This window comes from Pseudomonas sp. XP2 (genome assembly GCF_053557975.1).
The window spans coordinates 63,243-81,867 of sequence record NZ_JBNRIK010000027.1; the positions used below are offsets into that span (position 1 = coordinate 63,243).

18 protein-coding genes are annotated in these 18,625 nt (G+C 61.3%); 7 read left to right on the forward strand and 11 right to left on the reverse strand.

Annotated features, from left to right (window positions below):
- Positions 1-25: 25 nt before the first annotated feature.
- The 3 genes from zapE to ACK1VC_RS23455 form a co-directional block, all read right to left on the reverse strand.
- Positions 26-1,120: a cell division protein ZapE gene (zapE, locus tag ACK1VC_RS23445; RefSeq protein ID WP_016488984.1), complete on the reverse strand. Its 1,095-nt coding sequence runs from the start codon at positions 1,118-1,120 to the stop codon at positions 26-28.
- Between the two features lie 84 nt (positions 1,121-1,204).
- Positions 1,205-2,554, reverse strand: coding sequence for a tryptophan--tRNA ligase (locus ACK1VC_RS23450; protein ID WP_191086951.1), 1,350 nt, complete (start codon positions 2,552-2,554; stop codon positions 1,205-1,207).
- Positions 2,555-2,579: 25 nt separating this feature from the next.
- Entirely contained in the window at positions 2,580-3,215 is a 636-nt protein-coding gene (locus ACK1VC_RS23455; protein WP_016488986.1) for an alpha/beta hydrolase, read from the reverse strand.
- 135 nt (positions 3,216-3,350) lie between these two features.
- Between ACK1VC_RS23455 and ACK1VC_RS23460 the strand changes: the two genes are divergently transcribed.
- Complete coding sequence (locus tag ACK1VC_RS23460; RefSeq protein WP_016488987.1) at positions 3,351-3,788, forward strand: YhcB family protein; 438 nt, start codon at positions 3,351-3,353, stop codon at positions 3,786-3,788.
- A 93-nt stretch (positions 3,789-3,881) separates the two neighbouring features.
- Here ACK1VC_RS23460 and ACK1VC_RS23465 read toward each other — a convergent pair whose 3' ends face one another.
- Entirely contained in the window at positions 3,882-5,075 is a 1,194-nt protein-coding gene (locus tag ACK1VC_RS23465; protein WP_016488988.1) for a methionine gamma-lyase, read from the reverse strand.
- Between the two features lie 127 nt (positions 5,076-5,202).
- On the opposite strand from ACK1VC_RS23465, the gene ACK1VC_RS23470 reads away from it, so the two are divergent.
- The 3 genes from ACK1VC_RS23470 to ACK1VC_RS23480 all read left to right on the forward strand — a co-directional run bounded on the left by ACK1VC_RS23470 (position 5,203) and on the right by ACK1VC_RS23480 (position 6,426).
- Positions 5,203-5,682, forward strand: coding sequence for an Lrp/AsnC family transcriptional regulator (locus ACK1VC_RS23470; protein ID WP_016488989.1), 480 nt, complete (start codon positions 5,203-5,205; stop codon positions 5,680-5,682).
- Between the two features lie 160 nt (positions 5,683-5,842).
- Positions 5,843-6,163 carry a hypothetical protein gene (locus ACK1VC_RS23475; protein WP_016488990.1) on the forward strand — a complete coding sequence of 107 codons (321 nt, stop codon included), beginning with the start codon at positions 5,843-5,845 and terminating at the stop codon, positions 6,161-6,163.
- Positions 6,157-6,426: a bacteriocin immunity protein gene (locus tag ACK1VC_RS23480; protein WP_016488991.1), complete on the forward strand. Its 270-nt coding sequence runs from the start codon at positions 6,157-6,159 to the stop codon at positions 6,424-6,426. Before ACK1VC_RS23475 ends, ACK1VC_RS23480 begins: the two co-directional genes overlap by 7 nt.
- A gap of 223 nt (positions 6,427-6,649) precedes the next feature.
- On the opposite strand, the gene cysN is transcribed toward ACK1VC_RS23480, so the two are convergent.
- From cysN to ACK1VC_RS23495, 3 genes are all read right to left on the reverse strand, one after another.
- Positions 6,650-8,551: a sulfate adenylyltransferase subunit CysN gene (gene cysN, locus ACK1VC_RS23485; protein WP_016488993.1), complete on the reverse strand. Its 1,902-nt coding sequence runs from the start codon at positions 8,549-8,551 to the stop codon at positions 6,650-6,652.
- Positions 8,552-8,567: 16 nt separating this feature from the next.
- The gene (cysD, locus tag ACK1VC_RS23490; protein ID WP_003251799.1) at positions 8,568-9,485 is read right to left on the reverse strand and encodes a sulfate adenylyltransferase subunit CysD; all 918 of its coding nucleotides are present in this window, start codon (positions 9,483-9,485) and stop codon (positions 8,568-8,570) included.
- Between the two features lie 169 nt (positions 9,486-9,654).
- Positions 9,655-10,413, reverse strand: coding sequence for a Nif3-like dinuclear metal center hexameric protein (locus ACK1VC_RS23495; RefSeq protein ID WP_016488994.1), 759 nt, complete (start codon positions 10,411-10,413; stop codon positions 9,655-9,657).
- Positions 10,414-10,581: 168 nt separating this feature from the next.
- Here ACK1VC_RS23495 and algW point away from each other — a divergent pair, with 168 nt between their 5' ends.
- Positions 10,582-11,742 carry a Do family serine endopeptidase AlgW gene (gene algW / locus ACK1VC_RS23500; protein WP_016488995.1) on the forward strand — a complete coding sequence of 387 codons (1,161 nt, stop codon included), beginning with the start codon at positions 10,582-10,584 and terminating at the stop codon, positions 11,740-11,742.
- 129 nt (positions 11,743-11,871) lie between these two features.
- Here algW and ACK1VC_RS23505 read toward each other — a convergent pair whose 3' ends face one another.
- From ACK1VC_RS23505 to ACK1VC_RS23520, 4 genes are all read right to left on the reverse strand, one after another.
- Entirely contained in the window at positions 11,872-12,636 is a 765-nt protein-coding gene (locus tag ACK1VC_RS23505) for an amino acid ABC transporter ATP-binding protein (RefSeq protein WP_016498022.1), read from the reverse strand.
- Positions 12,637-12,646: 10 nt separating this feature from the next.
- A complete protein-coding gene (locus ACK1VC_RS23510) occupies positions 12,647-13,744 on the reverse strand; it encodes an amino acid ABC transporter permease (RefSeq protein WP_016488997.1) in 1,098 nt (365 codons plus the stop codon).
- Between the two features lie 10 nt (positions 13,745-13,754).
- Positions 13,755-14,933: an amino acid ABC transporter permease gene (locus ACK1VC_RS23515; protein WP_016488998.1), complete on the reverse strand. Its 1,179-nt coding sequence runs from the start codon at positions 14,931-14,933 to the stop codon at positions 13,755-13,757.
- Between the two features lie 67 nt (positions 14,934-15,000).
- Positions 15,001-16,029: an amino acid ABC transporter substrate-binding protein gene (locus tag ACK1VC_RS23520; protein WP_016488999.1), complete on the reverse strand. Its 1,029-nt coding sequence runs from the start codon at positions 16,027-16,029 to the stop codon at positions 15,001-15,003.
- Between the two features lie 332 nt (positions 16,030-16,361).
- On the opposite strand from ACK1VC_RS23520, the gene ACK1VC_RS23525 reads away from it, so the two are divergent.
- Entirely contained in the window at positions 16,362-17,018 is a 657-nt protein-coding gene (locus ACK1VC_RS23525; protein ID WP_016489000.1) for an alpha/beta hydrolase, read from the forward strand.
- A 100-nt stretch (positions 17,019-17,118) separates the two neighbouring features.
- Positions 17,119-18,582 carry an ATP-dependent RNA helicase RhlB gene (gene rhlB / locus ACK1VC_RS23530; protein WP_016489001.1) on the forward strand — a complete coding sequence of 488 codons (1,464 nt, stop codon included), beginning with the start codon at positions 17,119-17,121 and terminating at the stop codon, positions 18,580-18,582.
- Positions 18,583-18,625: the final 43 nt, after the last annotated feature.

Consider the following 18,625-nt stretch of genomic DNA (forward strand, 5'->3'; position numbering starts at 1 on the left):
GGGCCGCAAAGCGGCCCCAAAAATCTTACGGCTTGTGTGCGCGCGACAGGAATTCGTGCGACTGCATCTCCAGCAACCGGCTGAGGGTACGCTGGAACTCGAAGCTCAGGCGCCCGCCGGTGTACAGGTCTTTCAGCTCCACCTCGGCCGAGATGATCAGCTTGACGTTGCGGTCGTAGAATTCGTCCACCATGTTGATGAAGCGGCGGGCGATGTCGTCGGTGGCAACACCCATCTGCTCCACATTGCTCAGCAGCACGGCGTGGAAGATCTTGCCCAGTTCGATGTAGTCGTTCTGGCTGCGCGGCCCATCGCAAAGGGCGCGGAAGTCGAACCAGGCGACATCGTCACAGGTGCGCAGGGCATTGATCGGACGGTTCTCGATCATCAGCACGTCGTTCTCGATCGCCTGCGTGCACTCAGGGGTGAGCGCCTTGAAGCTGGCGCGCATGCTCTGGTGCGCCGCGTCATTGAGTGGGAAGTGGAACAGTTCGGCCTGCTCCAGGTGGCGCAGGCGGTAGTCGACCCCGCTATCCACGTTCACCACGTCGGTGTACTGCTTGATCATGGCGATGGCCGGCAAGAAGCGCGCACGCTGCAGGCCGTCCTTGTAAAGGCCGTCTGGCACGATGTTGGAAGTGGCCACCAGCGACACACCATTTTTGAACAGCTCTTCCATCAGAGTGCCGAGGATCATCGCATCGGTAATGTCCGACACGAAGAATTCGTCGAAACAGATCACCCGGGCTTCTTCGCTGAAGCGCTTGGCGATGATGGTCAGCGGGTTCTTCTCGCCCTTGAGGGTTTTCATTTCCTCGTGCACACGCTTCATGAAGCGGTGGAAGTGCGTACGCATCTTCTGCTTGAACGGCAGCGCTTCGTAGAAGGTATCGACCAGGTAGGTCTTGCCTCGCCCTACCCCACCCCAGAAATACAGGCCCTTGACCGGGGTCTGCTCCTTCTTGCCGAACAGTTTGCCGAACATGCCCGGCTTGTTGTTCTGCGCTTGTACCAGGTCGTCGTACAGGCGCTGCAAGTGACGCACCGCAGTTTCCTGCGCCGCGTCATGGAAGAAGTCGGGACGTTTCAGATCTGCTTGATAGCGTTCTAAGGGAGTCATAATTCGTTAGCGAGGCAACAAAAAACGGGCCGTCACTGTAGCGACAGGCCCGCTTAATGGCAATCAGACTTGCGTCAATATGCCTCAGTCCTGCTGTGGTGCCAGGGCATCACGCAGGCTTTGAATGGCCGCATCACGGGCTTCGGCGCTGTCGAACTGCGGCCCTTCGGCGACCTGCTCGCCATTGAGCCACAGGCCGAAGCTCAAGCCTTCTACCCGTACATCGGCCTCGCCACCCTGCTGCAGCTGCTTGCTCACGGCGCCAGCACTCTTGCCGTCAGCGAAGCTGCGCGACAGCAGCAGTTGCTCACCGTCAGCGGCCAACAGGCGGAAACGGAAGCTGCCGTCTTCGTCACGGAAGCTGACGAAGCGCGCGCTCTTGGCTGACTTCTTCTTCACCTCGGTGGTGGCCTGCACGCTGCTGCGGAACGAACGCAGGCCAACGGCTTCGCGCAGTTGCTCGAGGAACGGCGTGGCAATCTTGCGGGCCTTGGCGGCACCGGCCAGCAGGATGTCTTCCAGGTCCGCCGGGCGTGCGATCAGTTGGTGGTAGTACTCGCGTTTTTCCGCCAGCTGGCCATCCAGCAACTGGAACAGGCGCTGCTTGGCATCACCCCAGCCCAGGCCCTGCAACAGCTCTTCGCGGAACCCGGCGCATTGCTCCGGCGTCGAGAAGGCCTGGTACAGGGTGAACAGGTGCGAGTTGTCCGGGTCTTTCGCTTCACCCGGCGCGCGCGAGTCAGTCACGATGCGCGAGATGGCGTCTTTCATGTCCTTGGCGCTGGTGAACAACGGGATGGTGTTGTCGTAGCTCTTGGACATCTTGCGCCCGTCCAGGCCTGGCAGCGTGGCCACGGTTTCCTCGATCACCGCCTCTGGCAGGGCGAAGAAGTCCTGGCCCTGGCCGAACAGGTGGTTGAAGCGTTGGCCGATGTCGCGGGCCATTTCCACGTGCTGGATCTGGTCACGGCCGACCGGCACCTTGTTGGCGTTGAACATGAGGATGTCCGCGGCCATCAGCACCGGGTAGCTGAACAGGCCCATGGTCACGCCGGCGTCCGGGTCCTCCCCATTTTCGACGTTCTTGTCCACCGAGGCCTTGTAGGCATGCGCGCGGTTGAGCAGGCCCTTGGCGGCAACGCAGGTCAGCAGCCAGGTCAGTTCGGGAATTTCCGGGATGTCGGACTGGCGATAGAAAGTCACTTTGTCCGGGTCAAGGCCACCGGCCAGCCAGGTGGCGGCGATTTCCAGGCGTGAACGCTGGATGCGCAGCGGGTCATCGCATTTGATCAGGGCGTGGTAGTCGGCCAGGAAGTAGAACGAGTCGACACCGGGCTGCTGGCTGGCACGGATCGCAGGGCGAATGGCGCCGGCGTAGTTGCCCAGGTGCGGAGTGCCGGTGGTAGTGATACCGGTAAGAATGCGCGTGGTCATGGGTGTTCGCTTATTCAGGCTTGGCTCAGTTCGAAAGGCGCGGCAGCAGCAGATCCTTCAGATCGGTCAGCTTGCCATGGAAGAAGTGTCCGCATTCTGCCACTTTCAGCAGCTCATGGGGGCGCGTCAGGCTGTCGGACCAATCGTAAACCAGCTGCGGTGCGACGACTTCGTCGGCGTCCGGCTGCACCACGGTCACCGGGCAGCGCTGCGGCAGCGGGAATTCGGCGGTCAGGCGCATGACCGCCGGGGCGATCATGAACAGGTGCTGCAACTCGACGCCTGCAGTTTCAAGTCGCCCGGCCAGGCTGGTGGCAACGAAACCACCGAACGAAAAGCCCATCAACACCAGCGGCAACTCTGGGTGCGAGCTACGCAGCCAGGCTGCCGCGGCCTCGGCATCGGCCACTTCGCCGGCCCCCATGTCATGGCTGCCGGCGCTCTGGCCGACGCCACGGTAGTTGAAACGCAGGGTCGCGTAACCGGCATCACGGGCGGTGCGTTGCAGGGTCGAGACCACCTTGTTGAGCATGGTGCCGCCCTGGACCGGGTTGGGGTGGCAGATCAGCACCGCGCCACGGGCGTCAGCCACGTCCAGGTACAAGGCTTCCAGCTGGCCGGCGGGGCCATCGATGAACAAGGGGGTTTCGCGGACAAGCAAGGCACTACTCCGTGACCTCGGGAAGGGTCGATTCGTCTAGGTGTGAAATTCTGTTCTGATTTGCGATCGCTCGCGGTATACAGCGCAGGTCTGAGCCGTTAACGTAAAGCAAAGCCGTTTATAGAGGAAGGACTCGTGGAACTCTCGCTCCTTGTTTGGTTGTTGCCAACCCTGGCCCTGGTCATTGGCGTGGCGGTCGGTTTCATTGTTGCCCGCCTGCTGCCCAACGCAGCACCCAGCAACACCCAGCGCCAACTGGATGACATCCAGAAGCGCTTCGACAGCTACCAGAACGAAGTGGTCACCCACTTCAACAGCACTGCCATGCTGGTCAAGAAACTGACCCAGAGCTACCAGGACGTACAGGATCACCTGGCTGAAGGCGCCAACAGCCTGGCCCTTGATGAAGTCACTCGCCAGCGCCTGCTGGCTGCCCTGCATTCCGAAGCGCCGCAAGGCCCGCGTGACCGCCTGACCCCACCGAAAGACACCGCCGAAGTGCCGCGCGACTATGCGCCAAAAGCGCCGAACTCGCCGGGCATGCTGGACGAGAGCTACGGGCTCAAGCGTTGATCCACTGAACCTGTAAAAGGCCTCGCAAGAGGCCTTTTTTGTGTATGCCGTGTTCTTGCCGCTGCGGGCCCTTTTCGCGGCACAAGGCCGCTTCTACAGATGCCCCAGCGCCTCCTCGATATCCAGCAGCAGATCCTCCACATCCTCCAGCCCAACCGACAATCTCACCAGCCCCTCCGATATCCCGTGATGGGCGCGCTCCTGGGGCGTGTAACTGGAGTGCGTCATGCTCGCCGGGTGTTGCGCCAGCGACTCGGCATCCCCCAGGCTCACCGCCCGCGCAAATAGCTGCAGGGCATTCATGAAGCGCCGCCCGGCCTCGATACCGCCCTTGAGCTCAAAGGCAATCATCCCGCCCGGCAAACGCATCTGCCGCCGTGCCAGGTCGTACTGGGCAAACGACGGCAAGCCCGGATAGTGAATCAATTCCACCTGGGGCTGCCGGGCCAGGAACTTCGCCACCTCCAGGGCATTGGCGCAATGCCGGTCCATGCGCAGCGCCAAGGTCTTTATACCCCGCATCAACAACGCAGCGTCATGCGGTGACAGCACAGCCCCGGTCATGTCTTTGAGCCCTTCCAGGCGAATCCGGTCGACCAACGCCTTGCGCCCCACCACCAGGCCGGCGGTGATGTCGCCATGGCCGCTGAGGTACTTGGTCGCCGAATGCACCACCAGGTCCGCCCCCAGCTCCAGTGGCCGCTGCAGGTACGGCGTGCAGTAGGTGTTGTCGACTACCACAAGCACGTCTCTCCCATGTACAGCCTCGACCACCGCTGCGATGTCGACCAGTTGCATATTGGGGTTGGCCGGCGTTTCGAAGTAGATCATCCGCGTTTTACTGTTGATCGCCGCTTTGAGGGCCTTGGCGTCATTGAGGTCGACATGGTGAATCTTGACTCCGAACTCGCCAATCCCATGGTGCAGAAACGCGAAGGTACAGCCATACAGGGTGCGCCCGACGATCAGTTCATCACCGGGGCGCAACAGGGTCCAGATGGTCGAGGTAATGGCGCCCATACCCGACGCCAGCGCCAATCCCGCCTCACCGCCCTCCAACGAGGCCATGCGTTGCTCAAGCAAGGCCAAGGTGGGATTGGAGATGCGGCTGTAGAAGTGCCCTGCCTCTTCCCCGGCGAAGCAAGCAGCGCCGTATTCAACAGTGGGGAAGGCATAGGTAGCGGTCTGGTACACCGGCGGCACCAGGGCGCCTCCGTGGGAAAGCGGGTCGTAGCCATGGTGAATGGCCCGCGTGGAAAAACCGGTGTTGTTATGGGAGTCGCGCATGGCAACAGCCTCTTGTGGTTTGTTATAAGCTTATGCCACCGAGCTGCCCGATTTTTTCCAAAATAGCCCACGCATTTGCGTGCTTGCTGGAATAAAAACAACAATCAACGGACCAGGAGGGCAAAACATGCCTTCAAGCCTCGACCGCACCGACCGCGCCCTGCTCGCCGCTTTGCAGGACAATGCCCGCCTGACCGTTGCCGAACTCGCCGACCAGGTAGCGTTGACCACCTCGCCCTGCTGGCGTCGGGTCAAACTGCTGGAAGACAACGGCTACATCACCGGCTACCAGGCCATCCTCTCGCCCAAGTCGCTGGGGTTTGGCGTGACCGCGTTCGTAAGCATCATGATGGACTCGCACACCAAGGACATGGCGCTGGCGTTCGAGCAGCGGCTGATGGAGATTCCCGAAATCGTCGCCTGCCACAACATCTCCGGGCGCTATGACTTTTTGCTGGAGATCCTGGCGCGGGACCTGGAGTCGTTCGGGGAATTCACCCGGGAAGTGCTGCAGCGGCTGCCGGGAGTGAAGGAGATCTATTCGAGTTTTTCCTACAAGGCGGTGAAGGAGAAACGGGTGATACCAGTGTCAGAGAAACATATTTAAGACAAATCCGAGAAAACGGAAAATCCGGTGTAGGAAAGCACATCTAAGAAATCTCCTTCTAATCATCAGGAACGTGCCTACTTCCATACCCCCTACCTCTGACATAAAAAAAACTCGTCCCCGGGCACACTTTCCCTGCCTTCAACTCAGGGACGACTCTATGGCCAGCCTTCTTCCAGAATTCATCATCCGTAAACTCGAAGGTCGGACATTCCACAGCTTCGACCATTTCTCCCAATCCTTCTGGCTGGCGATCGCAGAAGACCCAGTCTACAGCCAGCAATTCATCCCCGCCCAACTCAACCGCCTCAAGAAAGGCTGGCCCCCTCGGGCGCCATTCCATGAGACGGTAAAGGGTCTGCGTTCTTATCAGATAGGCCAGCTGAACCCGCCCGAGTGGGGTGGGTTGATGTACGACGCTGAAAACCTGCGGATCATGAGCGCCATGCAATACGCGCTGTCATCGGAGACGCCATGGTGATCAGGCTGAAACACTGCCTGGCCGACTATTCATACGATGAGTTCCGGCTGATTGTTGAGGCGTTGATTCAGGCGACAGGCTCGCGTGCTTGGCAGGATCGATTGCTGGAACACTTTATCGAAGTGGTTGAACATCCTGATGGCGCTGACCTTATCTATTACCCCGAGGAAGATCGGGGAAGATGCGCCGAGCAGGTCATGGCGCGCGTCTTGGAATGGAGAGCGTCAAAGGGTCTTGCAGTGTTCAGAATTAAAATTAACTAGCCTGCCAGGTCTGGATGCAGCTCAGAGGCTTAGCGAAGAACCTTTGCCAGCGGCGGTACATGGCACCGGCTCTGCCGGTGTTCGCGGCTAAAGCCGCTCCTACAGTGATCGCGCAAACTTTCAGATTCTCAACAAAGCGGTTGGCCTTAAAGGCTCCGCACAACCCAAGGATTACGCGCATAAAAAAACCCGCCGAAGCGGGTTTTTTCTTGCAGGCCAGCGCTTAGATCGCGCCGCGCTGACGCAGCACGTCCAGCACCAGTTTCACACCTTCATCCACGCTGGTGGCCTGGGTGTCGATCACAAGGTCGGCATCCAGCGGCACATCGAACGGGAAGCTTTCGCCCGGGATGTTGTCGCCACCGGCCGCGTACAAGCCTTGTGGGTCACGCTCGCGGCAAGCCAGCGGCGAAGCCTGTACGTACACCGTCACCAGGCGGTCTTTGCCGATCAGGGCCTTGGCCTGTTCGCGGCCTTCGGCATCCGGGGCCACGAACGCAGCCAGGGTCAGCAGGCCGGCTTCGTTGAACTGGCGCGCCACATGGGCGGCGCGGCGCCAGTTTTCGGTGCGGCCGGCGCGGTCTTGCGGCAGGCCCTTGTTCAGGTCGTGGCGCAGGTTCTGGCCGTCCAGCACGTACACCGCACGGCCCATGTCGAACAGCTTGCGCTCCACGGCATAGGCCAGGGTGCTCTTGCCAGCGCCGGACAGGCCGCTGAACAGCACGGTGGCTGGCTGCTGGCCGAAGCGCAGGGCGCGCTCTTCGGTAGACACGTGGGCCTGCTTGCCATGCTGGCCGGTGCTGCCGTGTGGCAGAACGGGTGGCGCGATGATCATGCCGGCACCGACGGTGCCGTTGGTCAGGCGGTCGATGACAATGAACGCACCGGTGGTGCGGTTGCTGTCGTAGCCGTCCAGGGCGATCGAGGTGTCCAGCGCTACCTTCACGCGGCCGATCTCGTTCAGCTGCAGCGCGCTGGCAGCGCCCTGCTCCAGGGTGTTCACATCGACCTTGTGGGTGATGCTGGCAATCGAGCCCGGCACATAGCTGGTGGCGCGCTTGATGTCGTACTTCTTGCCCGGGAGCATTGGCTCCTCGGCCATCCACACCAGCATGGCGTCGAACTGATCGGTCACTGGCGGCACGTTGTCGGCATGTACCAGCAGGTCGCCACGGGAGATGTCGATCTCGTCTTCCATGGTCAGGGTCACGGCTTGGCCTGGGCCGGCGTTTTCCAGCTCACCTTCGTAGGTGACGATGGACTTGACGCGGCTGCTCTTGCCCGACGGCAGCACGACGATTTCGTCGCCCTTGTGCACCACGCCACTGGCGATGGTGCCGGCGAAGCCGCGGAAGTTCAGGTTCGGGCGGTTCACGTACTGCACCGGGAAGCGCAGGTCGGTGAAGTTGCGGTCGGCCGCAACCTCGACGGTTTCGAGGATTTCCATCAGCGTCGGGCCGGCGTACCACGGCGATTGCTCGCTGTGGTTGACCACGTTGTCGCCCTTGAGCGCCGACATTGGTACGAAGTGCAGGCTGCTCGGGGTCAGGTTGATGGCTTCGGCAAACTTCAGGTAGTCGGCCTTGATCGACTCGAAGACGCCTTCATCGAAGCCCTTCAGGTCCATCTTGTTGACTGCGACCACGATGTGCTTGATGCCCAGCAGCGAGGCAATGTAGCTGTGGCGGCGGGTCTGGGTCTGCACGCCATAGCGGGCATCGACCAGGATAATCGCCAGGTCACAGGTGGACGCACCGGTGGCCATGTTGCGGGTGTACTGCTCGTGGCCAGGGGTGTCGGCGATGATGAACTTGCGTTTGGCGGTGGAGAAGTAGCGGTAGGCGACATCGATGGTGATGCCCTGCTCGCGCTCGGCCTGCAGGCCGTCGACCAGCAGTGCCAGGTCGACTTCTTCGCCGGTAGTGCCGACTTTCTTCGAATCACGGGTGATGGCTTCGAGGTGGTCCTCGTAGATCATCTTCGAGTCGTGCAGCAGGCGCCCTATCAGGGTGCTCTTGCCGTCATCCACGTTGCCACAGGTGAGGAAACGCAGCAGTTCTTTGCGCTCGTGCTGAGCCAGATAAGCGAGGATGTCTTCGCTGATCAAATCGGATTGGTGCGACATGGAGTAACCCTGAAAATTAGAAGTAGCCCTGACGTTTCTTGTCTTCCATGGAACCGGCGCCATCGTGGTCGATGACCCGGCCCTGGCGCTCGGAAGTGCGCGTCAGGAGCATTTCCTGAATGATGTCGGTCAGCGTTTCGGCTTCCGACTCGACAGCCCCCGTCAACGGGTAGCAACCGAGGGTACGGAAACGCACCTTCTTCTTGACGATACGGGCTTTCTCTTCCTCGGAGAGGTGCTCGAGGATACGCTCGTCGTCGATCATGATCAGGGTGCCGTTCTTCTCGATGACTTCACGCTCGGCGGCGAAGTACAGCGGCACGATCGGGATGCCTTCTAGGTAGATGTACTGCCAGATGTCCAGCTCGGTCCAGTTCGACAGCGGGAACACGCGGATCGACTCGCCCTTGTTGACCTTGCCGTTGTACACGTTCCACAGCTCGGGGCGCTGGTTCTTCGGGTCCCAGCGGTGCTTGCTGTCGCGGAACGAATACACACGCTCTTTGGCCCGCGACTTCTCTTCGTCGCGGCGCGCGCCACCAAAGGCGGCGTCGAAACCATGCTTGTCCAGTGCCTGCTTCAGGCCCTGGGTCTTCATGATGTCGGTGTGCTTGGAGCTGCCATGGGTGAACGGGTTGATGCCCTGCGCCACACCCTCAGGGTTGACGTGGGTGATCAGTTCCAGGCCCATTTCCTCGACCATCTTGTCGCGGAAGCTGTACATCTCCTGGAATTTCCACTGGGTGTCGACGTGCATCACCGGGAACGGCAGCTTGCCCGGGAAGAAGGCCTTGCGCGCCAGGTGCAGCATCACGGCGGAATCCTTGCCGATCGAGTACAGCATCACCGGGTTGTCGAACTCGGCGGCCACCTCGCGGATAATGTGGATGCTCTCCGCCTCCAGCTGTTTCAAGTGCGTCAGTTTGTCGACCATGGCTACTCACGAAAAACGATCTTATGGACGGCCTGCGGGCCGTGTTCGAGCGAGCCACTTTATCACAGCGGCTGCTTCTATTTAGGAGGCGGGCTAGATCGAAAAGGTCTAACGATATGACTGCGGGTTTGGGCTGCCAGGGCCGGCCCTTTCGCGGGCAACGCTGATATCAAATGGGATTGGGGCAATCAATGAACAGGTGCTCCACGGCAAACCGCCGCGCCAGGTAATCGCCCAGCGCCTGCACCCCGTAACGCTCGGTGGCATGGTGCCCGGCAGCAATGAAACTGACGCCATTCTCGCGCGCACTGTGATAGGTCTGCTCCGACGCCTCGCCGGTCAGGTACAGGTCCACCCCGGCGGCAATCGCCGTGTCGATGTAACCCTGCCCGCCACCGGTGCACCAGCCGACCCGGCGGATCATCTGCTCCCCCTCCACCAGCAATGGCTCACGCCCCAGCACTTCCTGAACCCGCCGGGCAAAATCGCGGGCAGTCACAGGTTCGGCCAGTGAGCCGACCAACCCGACCACCTTGGGGTTCTCCGGGTCCAGCGGCCCTTCGACGGTGATGTCCAGTTGCCGCGCCAGCTGCACGTTGTTGCCCACCTCCGGGTGAACATCCAGCGGCAGGTGAAACGCCAGCAGGCTGATGTCGTTGTTCAGCAAGGTTTTCAGACGACGCTGGCGGATACCGGTGATGCACGGGTTCTCACCCTTCCAGAAGTAACCATGGTGCACCAGCACCAGGTCGGCCTGGGCCTCGACCGCAGCATCCAGCAACGCCTGGCTGGCGGTAACACCACTGACGATACGGCTGACCTGCGGCCGGCCCTCTACTTGCAGGCCATTGGGGCAATAATCCTGGATCTTCGCGCTGCCCAGGTAACGCTCGGCTTCCTCGACCAGGGTGTTTAGAGCGACGGCCATGAAAATCTCCTCGAAAACTGCGCTTTTCTCGGGCGCAACGCCAATGGAACGCCCGTATAATGCCGGCCATTATGGGCCGTCGCCGGCACTGGGGGAACCGGTGTATGATCCCGCGCGCTCATGCCCCACTGCGCGGCCACTGGCCCTCGCTCTTTCCAGGATTCGTTCATGTTCAAGGCTTTGCGTTACTTTGGCTGGCCCCTGCTTACCGGCGTACTGATCGCCATGCTGATCATCCAGCGCTTCCCGGAGTGGGTAGGCCTGCCCAGTCAGGACGTCAACCTGCAACAGGCACCGCAGACCACGCGGATCATGCAAGGCCCGGTGTCGTACGCCGACGCCGTGACACTGGCTGCCCCTGCAGTGGTCAACCTGTACACCACCAAGGTGGTGAACAAAAGCGCACATCCGCTGTTCGAGGACCCGCAGTTCCGCCGCTTCTTCGGCGATAACCTGCCCAAGCAGCGCCGCTGGGAGTCGAGCCTGGGCTCGGCGGTGATCATGAGCCCCGAGGGCTACCTGCTGACCAACAACCATGTCACCAGCGGCGCCGACCAGATCGTCGTGGCCCTGAAAGATGGCCGCGAAACCCTGGCCCGCGTGATCGGCAGCGACCCGGAAACCGACCTGGCGGTGCTGAAGATCGACCTGAAGAACCTGCCGGCGATCACCATAGGCCGTTCGGACACCATTCACATCGGCGACGTGTCGCTGGCCATCGGCAACCCGTTTGGTGTTGGCCAGACCGTGACCATGGGTATCATCAGCGCTACCGGCCGTAACCAGCTGGGCCTGAACAACTACGAAGACTTCATCCAGACCGACGCAGCGATCAACCCCGGCAACTCGGGCGGCGCGCTGGTCGATGCCAATGGCAACCTGGTTGGCATCAACACCGCGATTTTCTCCAAGTCCGGCGGTTCACAAGGCATTGGCTTCGCCATCCCGGTGAAACTGGCACTGGAGGTAATGAAGTCGATCGTCGAGCACGGCCAGGTGATCCGTGGCTGGCTGGGCATCGAGGTGCAACCGCTGAGCCAGGAGCTGGCCGAATCGTTCGGCATGAAGGACCGCCCGGGTATCGTGGTTGCAGGTATTTTCCGCGAAGGCCCAGCGGCCAAGGCCGGGTTGCAACTGGGTGACGTGATCCTGAGCATCAACGGCGAACCGGCCGGTGATGGCCGCAAGTCGATGAACCAAGTGGCGCGGATCAAACCCAACGAGAAGATCACCATCGAGGTGATGCGCAATGGGCAGCAGTTGAAGCTGGTTGCCGAGGTGGGGCTGCGGCCGCCGCCGGCGCCGGCTGCCAGCCAGGAAGAGAAATAAACCCAGGGCCGCGTTGCGGCCCTTCGCGGGCACGCCCGCTCCCACAGGTACTACGCAGGCTCCAAAGCCAGCGCTAAGCCTGTGGGAGCGCGCGTGCCCGCGAAGGGCTGCCGCGCAGCCCAAACAGCATCAATGCAGGATCTGGCTCAGGAACAACCGGGTCCGGTCACTGCGCGGCCGGTCGAAGAAGTCATCCGGCGCCGCCTGCTCCACAATCTCCCCCTTGTCCATGAAGATCACCCGGTTCGCCACGGTGCGGGCAAAACCCATCTCGTGGGTCACGCAGAGCATGGTCATGCCGTCTTCGGCCAGGCCCACCATGGTATCGAGCACTTCCTTGACCATTTCAGGGTCCAGCGCCGAGGTCGGCTCGTCGAACAGCATGATCTTCGGCTTCATGCACAGCGCACGGGCAATCGCCACACGCTGCTGCTGGCCACCCGACAACTGCCCCGGGTACTTGTGCGCCTGCTCGGGAATACGCACGCGCTCCAAATAATGCATGGCAATTTCCTCGGCCTTGCGCCGCGGCATCTTGCGCACCCACATCGGCGCCAAGGTGCAGTTTTCCAGAATGCTCAGGTGCGGGAACAGGTTGAAGTGCTGGAACACCATGCCCACTTCACGGCGGATGGCCTCGATCTGCTTGAGGTCGTTGGTCAGCTCGACGCCATCGACCACGATGCGCCCCTGCTGGTGCTCTTCCAGGCGGTTGAGGCAACGGATGGTAGTGGACTTGCCCGAGCCGGATGGCCCGCACAGCACAATGCGCTCGCCCTGGCGCACGTTCAGGTTGATGTCCTTGAGCACATGGAACTGGCCGTACCACTTGTTCACACCCTGCATCTGGATGATCCCTTCGGGGCCGGCAGGCTGCTTGATCGCTTCACTCATTTCGAAACTCCTAACGCTTGTGGCCAGTGTCCAGCTTGCGCTCCAGGTGCATGGAGTAGCGGGACATACCGAAACAGAAAATCCAGAACACCAGGGCGGCGAACACATAGCCCTCGGTAGCCATGCCCAGCCAGGCCGGGTCGGCGGCGGCTTGCTTGACGCTGTTCAGCAGGTCGAACAGGCCGATGATGATCACCAGGCTGGTGTCCTTGAACAGGGCAATGAAGGTGTTGACGATGCCGGGAATCACCAGCTTGAGCGCTTGCGGCAGAATCACCAGGCCCATCGAACGCCAATAGCCCAGGCCCATGGCGGCGGCAGCTTCGTACTGGCCCTTGGGGATGGCCTGCAAACCACCGCGCACCACCTCGGCGATATACGCCGACTGGAACAGGATCACGCCGATCATCGCCCGCAGCAGCTTGTCGAAGCTCATGCCTTCGGGCAGGAACAACGGCAGCATCACCGACGACATGAACAGCACGGTGATCAATGGCACGCCGCGCCAGAACTCGATGAAGGTCACGCACACCACCTTCACGGCCGGCATCCTCGAACGCCGGCCCAAGGCCAGCAGGATACCCAGTGGCAAGGCGCCGACAATACCCACGGTGGCGATCACCAGGGTCAGCATCAGCCCGCCCCACTGGCTGGTCGGTACGCTCTCCAGGCCCAGGTACCCACCGTGCAGCAGGGTGTAGGCCAGTACCGGGTACAGCACCAGGAAGCCCAGGCCGTAGAAGGCCTTGCGCGGGAAGCGCTTGATGAACAGCGGCGCAGCGCCGATGACGGCAAGCCACACCGTCAGGTCCACCCGCCAGCGCAGCTCGGCCGGGTAGTAGCCGTACATGAACTGGCCAAAGCGCTGCTGCACGAACACCCAGCAGGCGCCCTCCTTGGTGCAGTCGGCGCGTGTGGTGCCGACCCAGTTGGCGTCGATCAACGCCCACTGAACAAGCGGCGGTACGATCAGCCATACCAGGTAGATGGCGAACAGGGTCAACAGCGTGTTGAGCCAGCTGGAGAACAGATTGGCACGCATCCATGCGAGCACGCCGACGGTTTTCACCGGTGGCGGCATATCGGGTTTGAAAACATGGGCATTCACGGGCGTATCCTCACCGCTCGATCAGCGCAATGCGCTTGTTGTACCAGTTCATCAGCAGCGAAATGCTGATGCTGATGGCGAGATAGACACTCATGGTGATGGCGATCACCTCGATAGCCTGGCCGGTCTGATTGAGCACGGTGCCGGCGAACAGCGAGACCATCTCCGGGTAGCCGATACCGGCCGCCAGCGACGAGTTCTTCGCCAGGTTCAGGTACTGGCTGGTCAGCGGCGGAATGATCACCCGCAGTGCCTGGGGAATGATCACCTTGCGCAGGGTCGGGCCCTCGCGCAGGCCCAGCGAGCGCGCGGCCTCGGTCTGGCCATGGCTGACCGAACGGATGCCAGAACGCACGATTTCAGCGATGAAAGCTGCCGTGTAGATAGTCAGCGCCAAGGTCAGCGCCAGCAGTTCGGGGATCAGCACCCAGCCACCGACGAAGTTGAAGCCCTTGAGCTGCGGCACCTCCCAGCTTACCGGGCTGCCGAACAACAGCACGCTCAGGCCCGGGATGACGAGCAGTAGCGCCAACCCCACCCAGAACTTGTGGAACGGCACGCCGGTCTCGTCGAAGCGCTTGTTGGCCAGGCGCACCATCACGACAGTGGCGGCAATCGCCACCCCCAAGGCAACGACGAACGGCCAGAAGCCATCGGCCATGGACGCGCCCGGCATGTTCAGGCCACGGTTGCTGATAAAGAACATATCGTCGATGTTGATGCTGCCGCGCGGTCCCGGCAGGGTCAGGAACACGGCGAAGTACCAGAACAGGATCTGCAGCAGCGGCGGAATGTTGCGGAAGGTTTCCACATACACGGTCGCCAGTTTGTTGATCATCCAGTTCGGTGACAGGCGAGCCACCCCAATGATGAAGCCCAGAACCGTCGCCAGGATGACGCCGATGAAGGTGACCAGCAGGGTATTGAGCAGGCCGATGACGAACACCCGCGCATAACTGTCGGATTCCACATAGGGGATCAGGTGCTGGGCGATGCCGAAGCCGGCACTGCGGTCAAGAAAGTCGAAGCCCGAGGTGATACCCCGGTGTTGCAGGTTGGTTTGCGTGTTGTGGAACAGGTACCAGCCCAGGCCGACCACGAAGACGATCGTGAGGATCTGGAACAGCCACGCGCGCACACGCGGATCGTTAAGGGACAAGCCCTTGGGTGCGCCGATTTGATTTTGCATGAAGTGCCCCGGACAGTAGGGATTCGAACAGCCTGCAGCGGCGGGATGCCGCCGCAGGGTGCAACCATCAGCGCACGGGTGGCGCGTACTGGATGCCGCCGTTGTTCCACAGGGCGTTCATGCCACGGTCGATCTTCAGGTCGGTGCTCTGGCCCAGGTTCTTCTCGAACACTTCACCGTAGTTGCCGACTTGCTTGACGATCTGTACTACCCAGTCTTTGGGCAGCTTGAGGTCCTTGCCGTACTCACCATCCGCACCCAACAGGCGGGCGACGTCAGGGTTTTTGGTGCCCTTGGCTTCGGCCTCGACATTTTTCGAGGTGATGCCTGCTTCTTCGGCGTTGAGCATGGCGAACAGGGTCCACTTGACGATGCTGAACCACTCCTCGTCGCCTTTACGCACCACCGGGCCCAGTGGCTCCTTGGAGATGGTTTCCGGCAGTACCACGTAGTCGGTCGGCGCGGCCAGCTTGGAACGCTGGGCAAACAGCTGCGACTTGTCCGAGGTCAGCACGTCGCAACGGCCCGACTCCAGCGACTTGGCGCTTTCGTCCGAGGTGTCGAAGGTGATCGGGGTGTACTTCAGGTTATTGGCGCGGAAGAAGTCCGACACGTTCAACTCGGTGGTGGTACCAGCCTGGATACAGATGGTTGCGCCATCGAGCTCTTTGGCGCTGGATACACCCAGCTTCTTGTTGACCAGGAAGCCAACCCCGTCGTAGTAGGTGACACCGGCAAACACCAGGCCCATGCCGGCATCGCGCGAGCTGGTCCAGGTGGTGTTGCGCGACAGCACGTCGACCTCGCCCGACTGCAGGGCGGTGAAGCGTTCCTTGGCGTTGAGCTGGCTGAACTTGACCTTGGTCGCGTCGCCGAACACGGCAGCGGCCACGGCGCGGCAGACATCGGCGTCGATACCGACGATCTTGCCTTGCGCATCAGGTACCGAGAAGCCCGGAAGACCGTCGCTCACGCCACACTGGACGAAGCCCTTCTTCTTGACCGCATCGAGGGTGGCGCCGGCCTGGGCATTGCTCACGGCGCCCAGTGCGGCGGCAGCGGTCAGGACTGCCAGGGTGGTTTTCAACATCTTCATTCACAACCTCCAAATCGCTCTTGTTGTATCGAGCCGGAATTGCACCGCACCCTTTTGAGGCGTATCCGACCCGTATTGGCTTGTTATTGGGTCACTTGGCGCAATGGACTGTTCTGTGACAGCCTTCGCGTGCAAAGGGTGTTACCGTTTCGGCCTGCCCTTTGCATCGCAGATTGAATTGCAAAGCGCGTACCAGATTCTCTGGCTGTAGCGTTTAAGCGCTCGTCAAGTGGGGAAAGTTGTATCGTTGCGACATTCTTTTTCCGACAATCATTTCCAGCGCCTTCTTTTCACGCACGCCATAACAAGACCCGCACACTTTCGGAGCAGTCATGACCAACCCGCTGATTCTCGAACCACAGAAAACCGCTGATGCCTGTGTGATCTGGTTGCACGGTTTGGGGGCCGACCGTTACGACTTCCTACCGGTAGCCGAATTCATGCAGGAGCGCCTGCTCAGCACCCGGTTCATCATGCCCCAGGCCCCGACCCGGCCAGTCACCATAAATGGCGGTTATGCCATGCCCAGCTGGTATGACATCAAGGCCATGACCCCGGCCCGCGCCATTGACGAAGCGCAGCTGGAAGCGTCAGCCGAGCAAGTGGTTGCCCTGATCAAGGCCGAGCAGGCCAAAGGCATCAACCTGTCCCGTATCTTCCTGGCCGGTTTTTCCCAAGGTGGCGCGGTGGTGCTGCACACTGCCTATATAAAGTGGCAAGAAGCACTGGGTGGGGTGATTGCCCTGTCCACCTATGCCCCCACCTTCAACGACCAGCACCAGTTGAGTGCCTGCCAGCAGCGCACCCCGGCCCTGTGCCTGCATGGCGTGCATGACCCGGTGGTGATCCCGTCCATGGGCCGCACCGCTTTCGAGTACCTGAACACCTGGGGCGTCGCCGCCCGCTGGCACGAATACCCGATGGAACACGAAGTGGTGGTCGAAGAACTGAACGACATCTACGAATGGTTGAGCAAACAGCTGCAATAGGCTGGCTCTCTTGTAGTTGTGGGAGTATTCCACTACGCCGCGCCCGGATCTTGCATTACACTGCCCGGCGTACATTCCTTAATCAGTTGATGAGACGATCGTGCTCAAAGCACTCAAGAAAATATTCGGCAAGGGAGACGCCGCGCCACACGCCGTTGCTCCTGCTGCCAGCGTGGCACCGCCTGCGCCCGCACCCGCCAGCGAGGCCCGGCCCGCAGCAAAACCGGCCGTAGCGCATGCCAACCCCGCCCCAAAGGCTGAACAACCCGCTGCTGCTACGCCACCTGCCAACAAAGCGGCCAAGGACAAACCGCGTCGCGAGCGCAAGCCCAAGCCACAGGCCAGCCTGTGGAAACCGGAAGACTTCGTGGTCGAGCCGCAGGAAGGCAAGACCCGCTTCCACGACTTCAAGCTGTCCAACGAGCTGATGCACGCCATCCACGACCTGGGCTTCCCGTACTGCACGCCGATCCAGGCGCAGGTGCTGGGGTATACCCTGCGTGGTCAGGACGCCATTGGCCGGGCCCAGACAGGTACCGGCAAGACTGCGGCGTTCCTGATCTCGATCATTTCCCAACTGCAGCAGACGCCACCGCCCAAGGAACGCTACATGGGCGAGCCACGCGCGCTGATCATCGCCCCTACCCGCGAGCTGGTGGTGCAGATCGCCAAGGACGCCGTGGCGCTGACCAAGTACACCGGCCTGAACGTCATGAGCTTTGTTGGCGGCATGGACTTCGACAAGCAGCTCAAAGCCCTTGAAGCACGCCACTGCGACATCCTGGTGGCCACCCCGGGCCGCCTGCTGGACTTCAACCAGCGCGGCGAAGTGCACCTGGACATGGTCGAGGTGATGGTGCTGGACGAAGCCGACCGCATGCTCGACATGGGTTTCATCCCACAAGTGCGCCAGATCATTCGCCAGACACCACCGAAAAGCGAGCGCCAGACCCTGCTGTTCTCCGCCACCTTCACCGACGACGTGATGAACCTGGCGAAGCAGTGGACCACCAACCCGGCCATCGTCGAGATCGAGCCGGAAAACGTGGCCAGCGAAACGGTCGAGCAGCACGTGTATGCAGTGGCGGGTAGCGACAAATACAAGCTGCTGTACAACCTGGTGACCCAGAACAACTGGGAACGGGTGATGGTGTTTGCCAACCGCAAGGACGAAGTGCGGCGCATCGAGGAAAAACTGGTGCGCGACGGCATCAATGCCGCCCAGCTGTCGGGCGATGTGCCCCAGCACAAGCGCATCCGCACCCTGGAAAACTTCCGCGAAGGGCGCATCACGGTGCTGGTGGCCACCGACGTGGCCGGGCGTGGCATCCATATCGATGGTATCAGCCACGTGATCAACTTCACCCTGCCAGAAGACCCGGACGACTACGTGCACCGCATTGGCCGTACCGGCCGCGCGGGGGCCAGTGGCGTGTCGATCAGTTTTGCCGGGGAGGATGACTCGTACCAGTTGCCGGCGATCGAAGAGCTGCTGGGGCGCAAGATCAAGTGCGAAATGCCGCCCGATGAACTGCTAAAGCCGGTGCCGCGCAAACACCACTGACCTGTGCCGGCCTCTTCGCGGGACAAGCCCGCTCCCACAGATT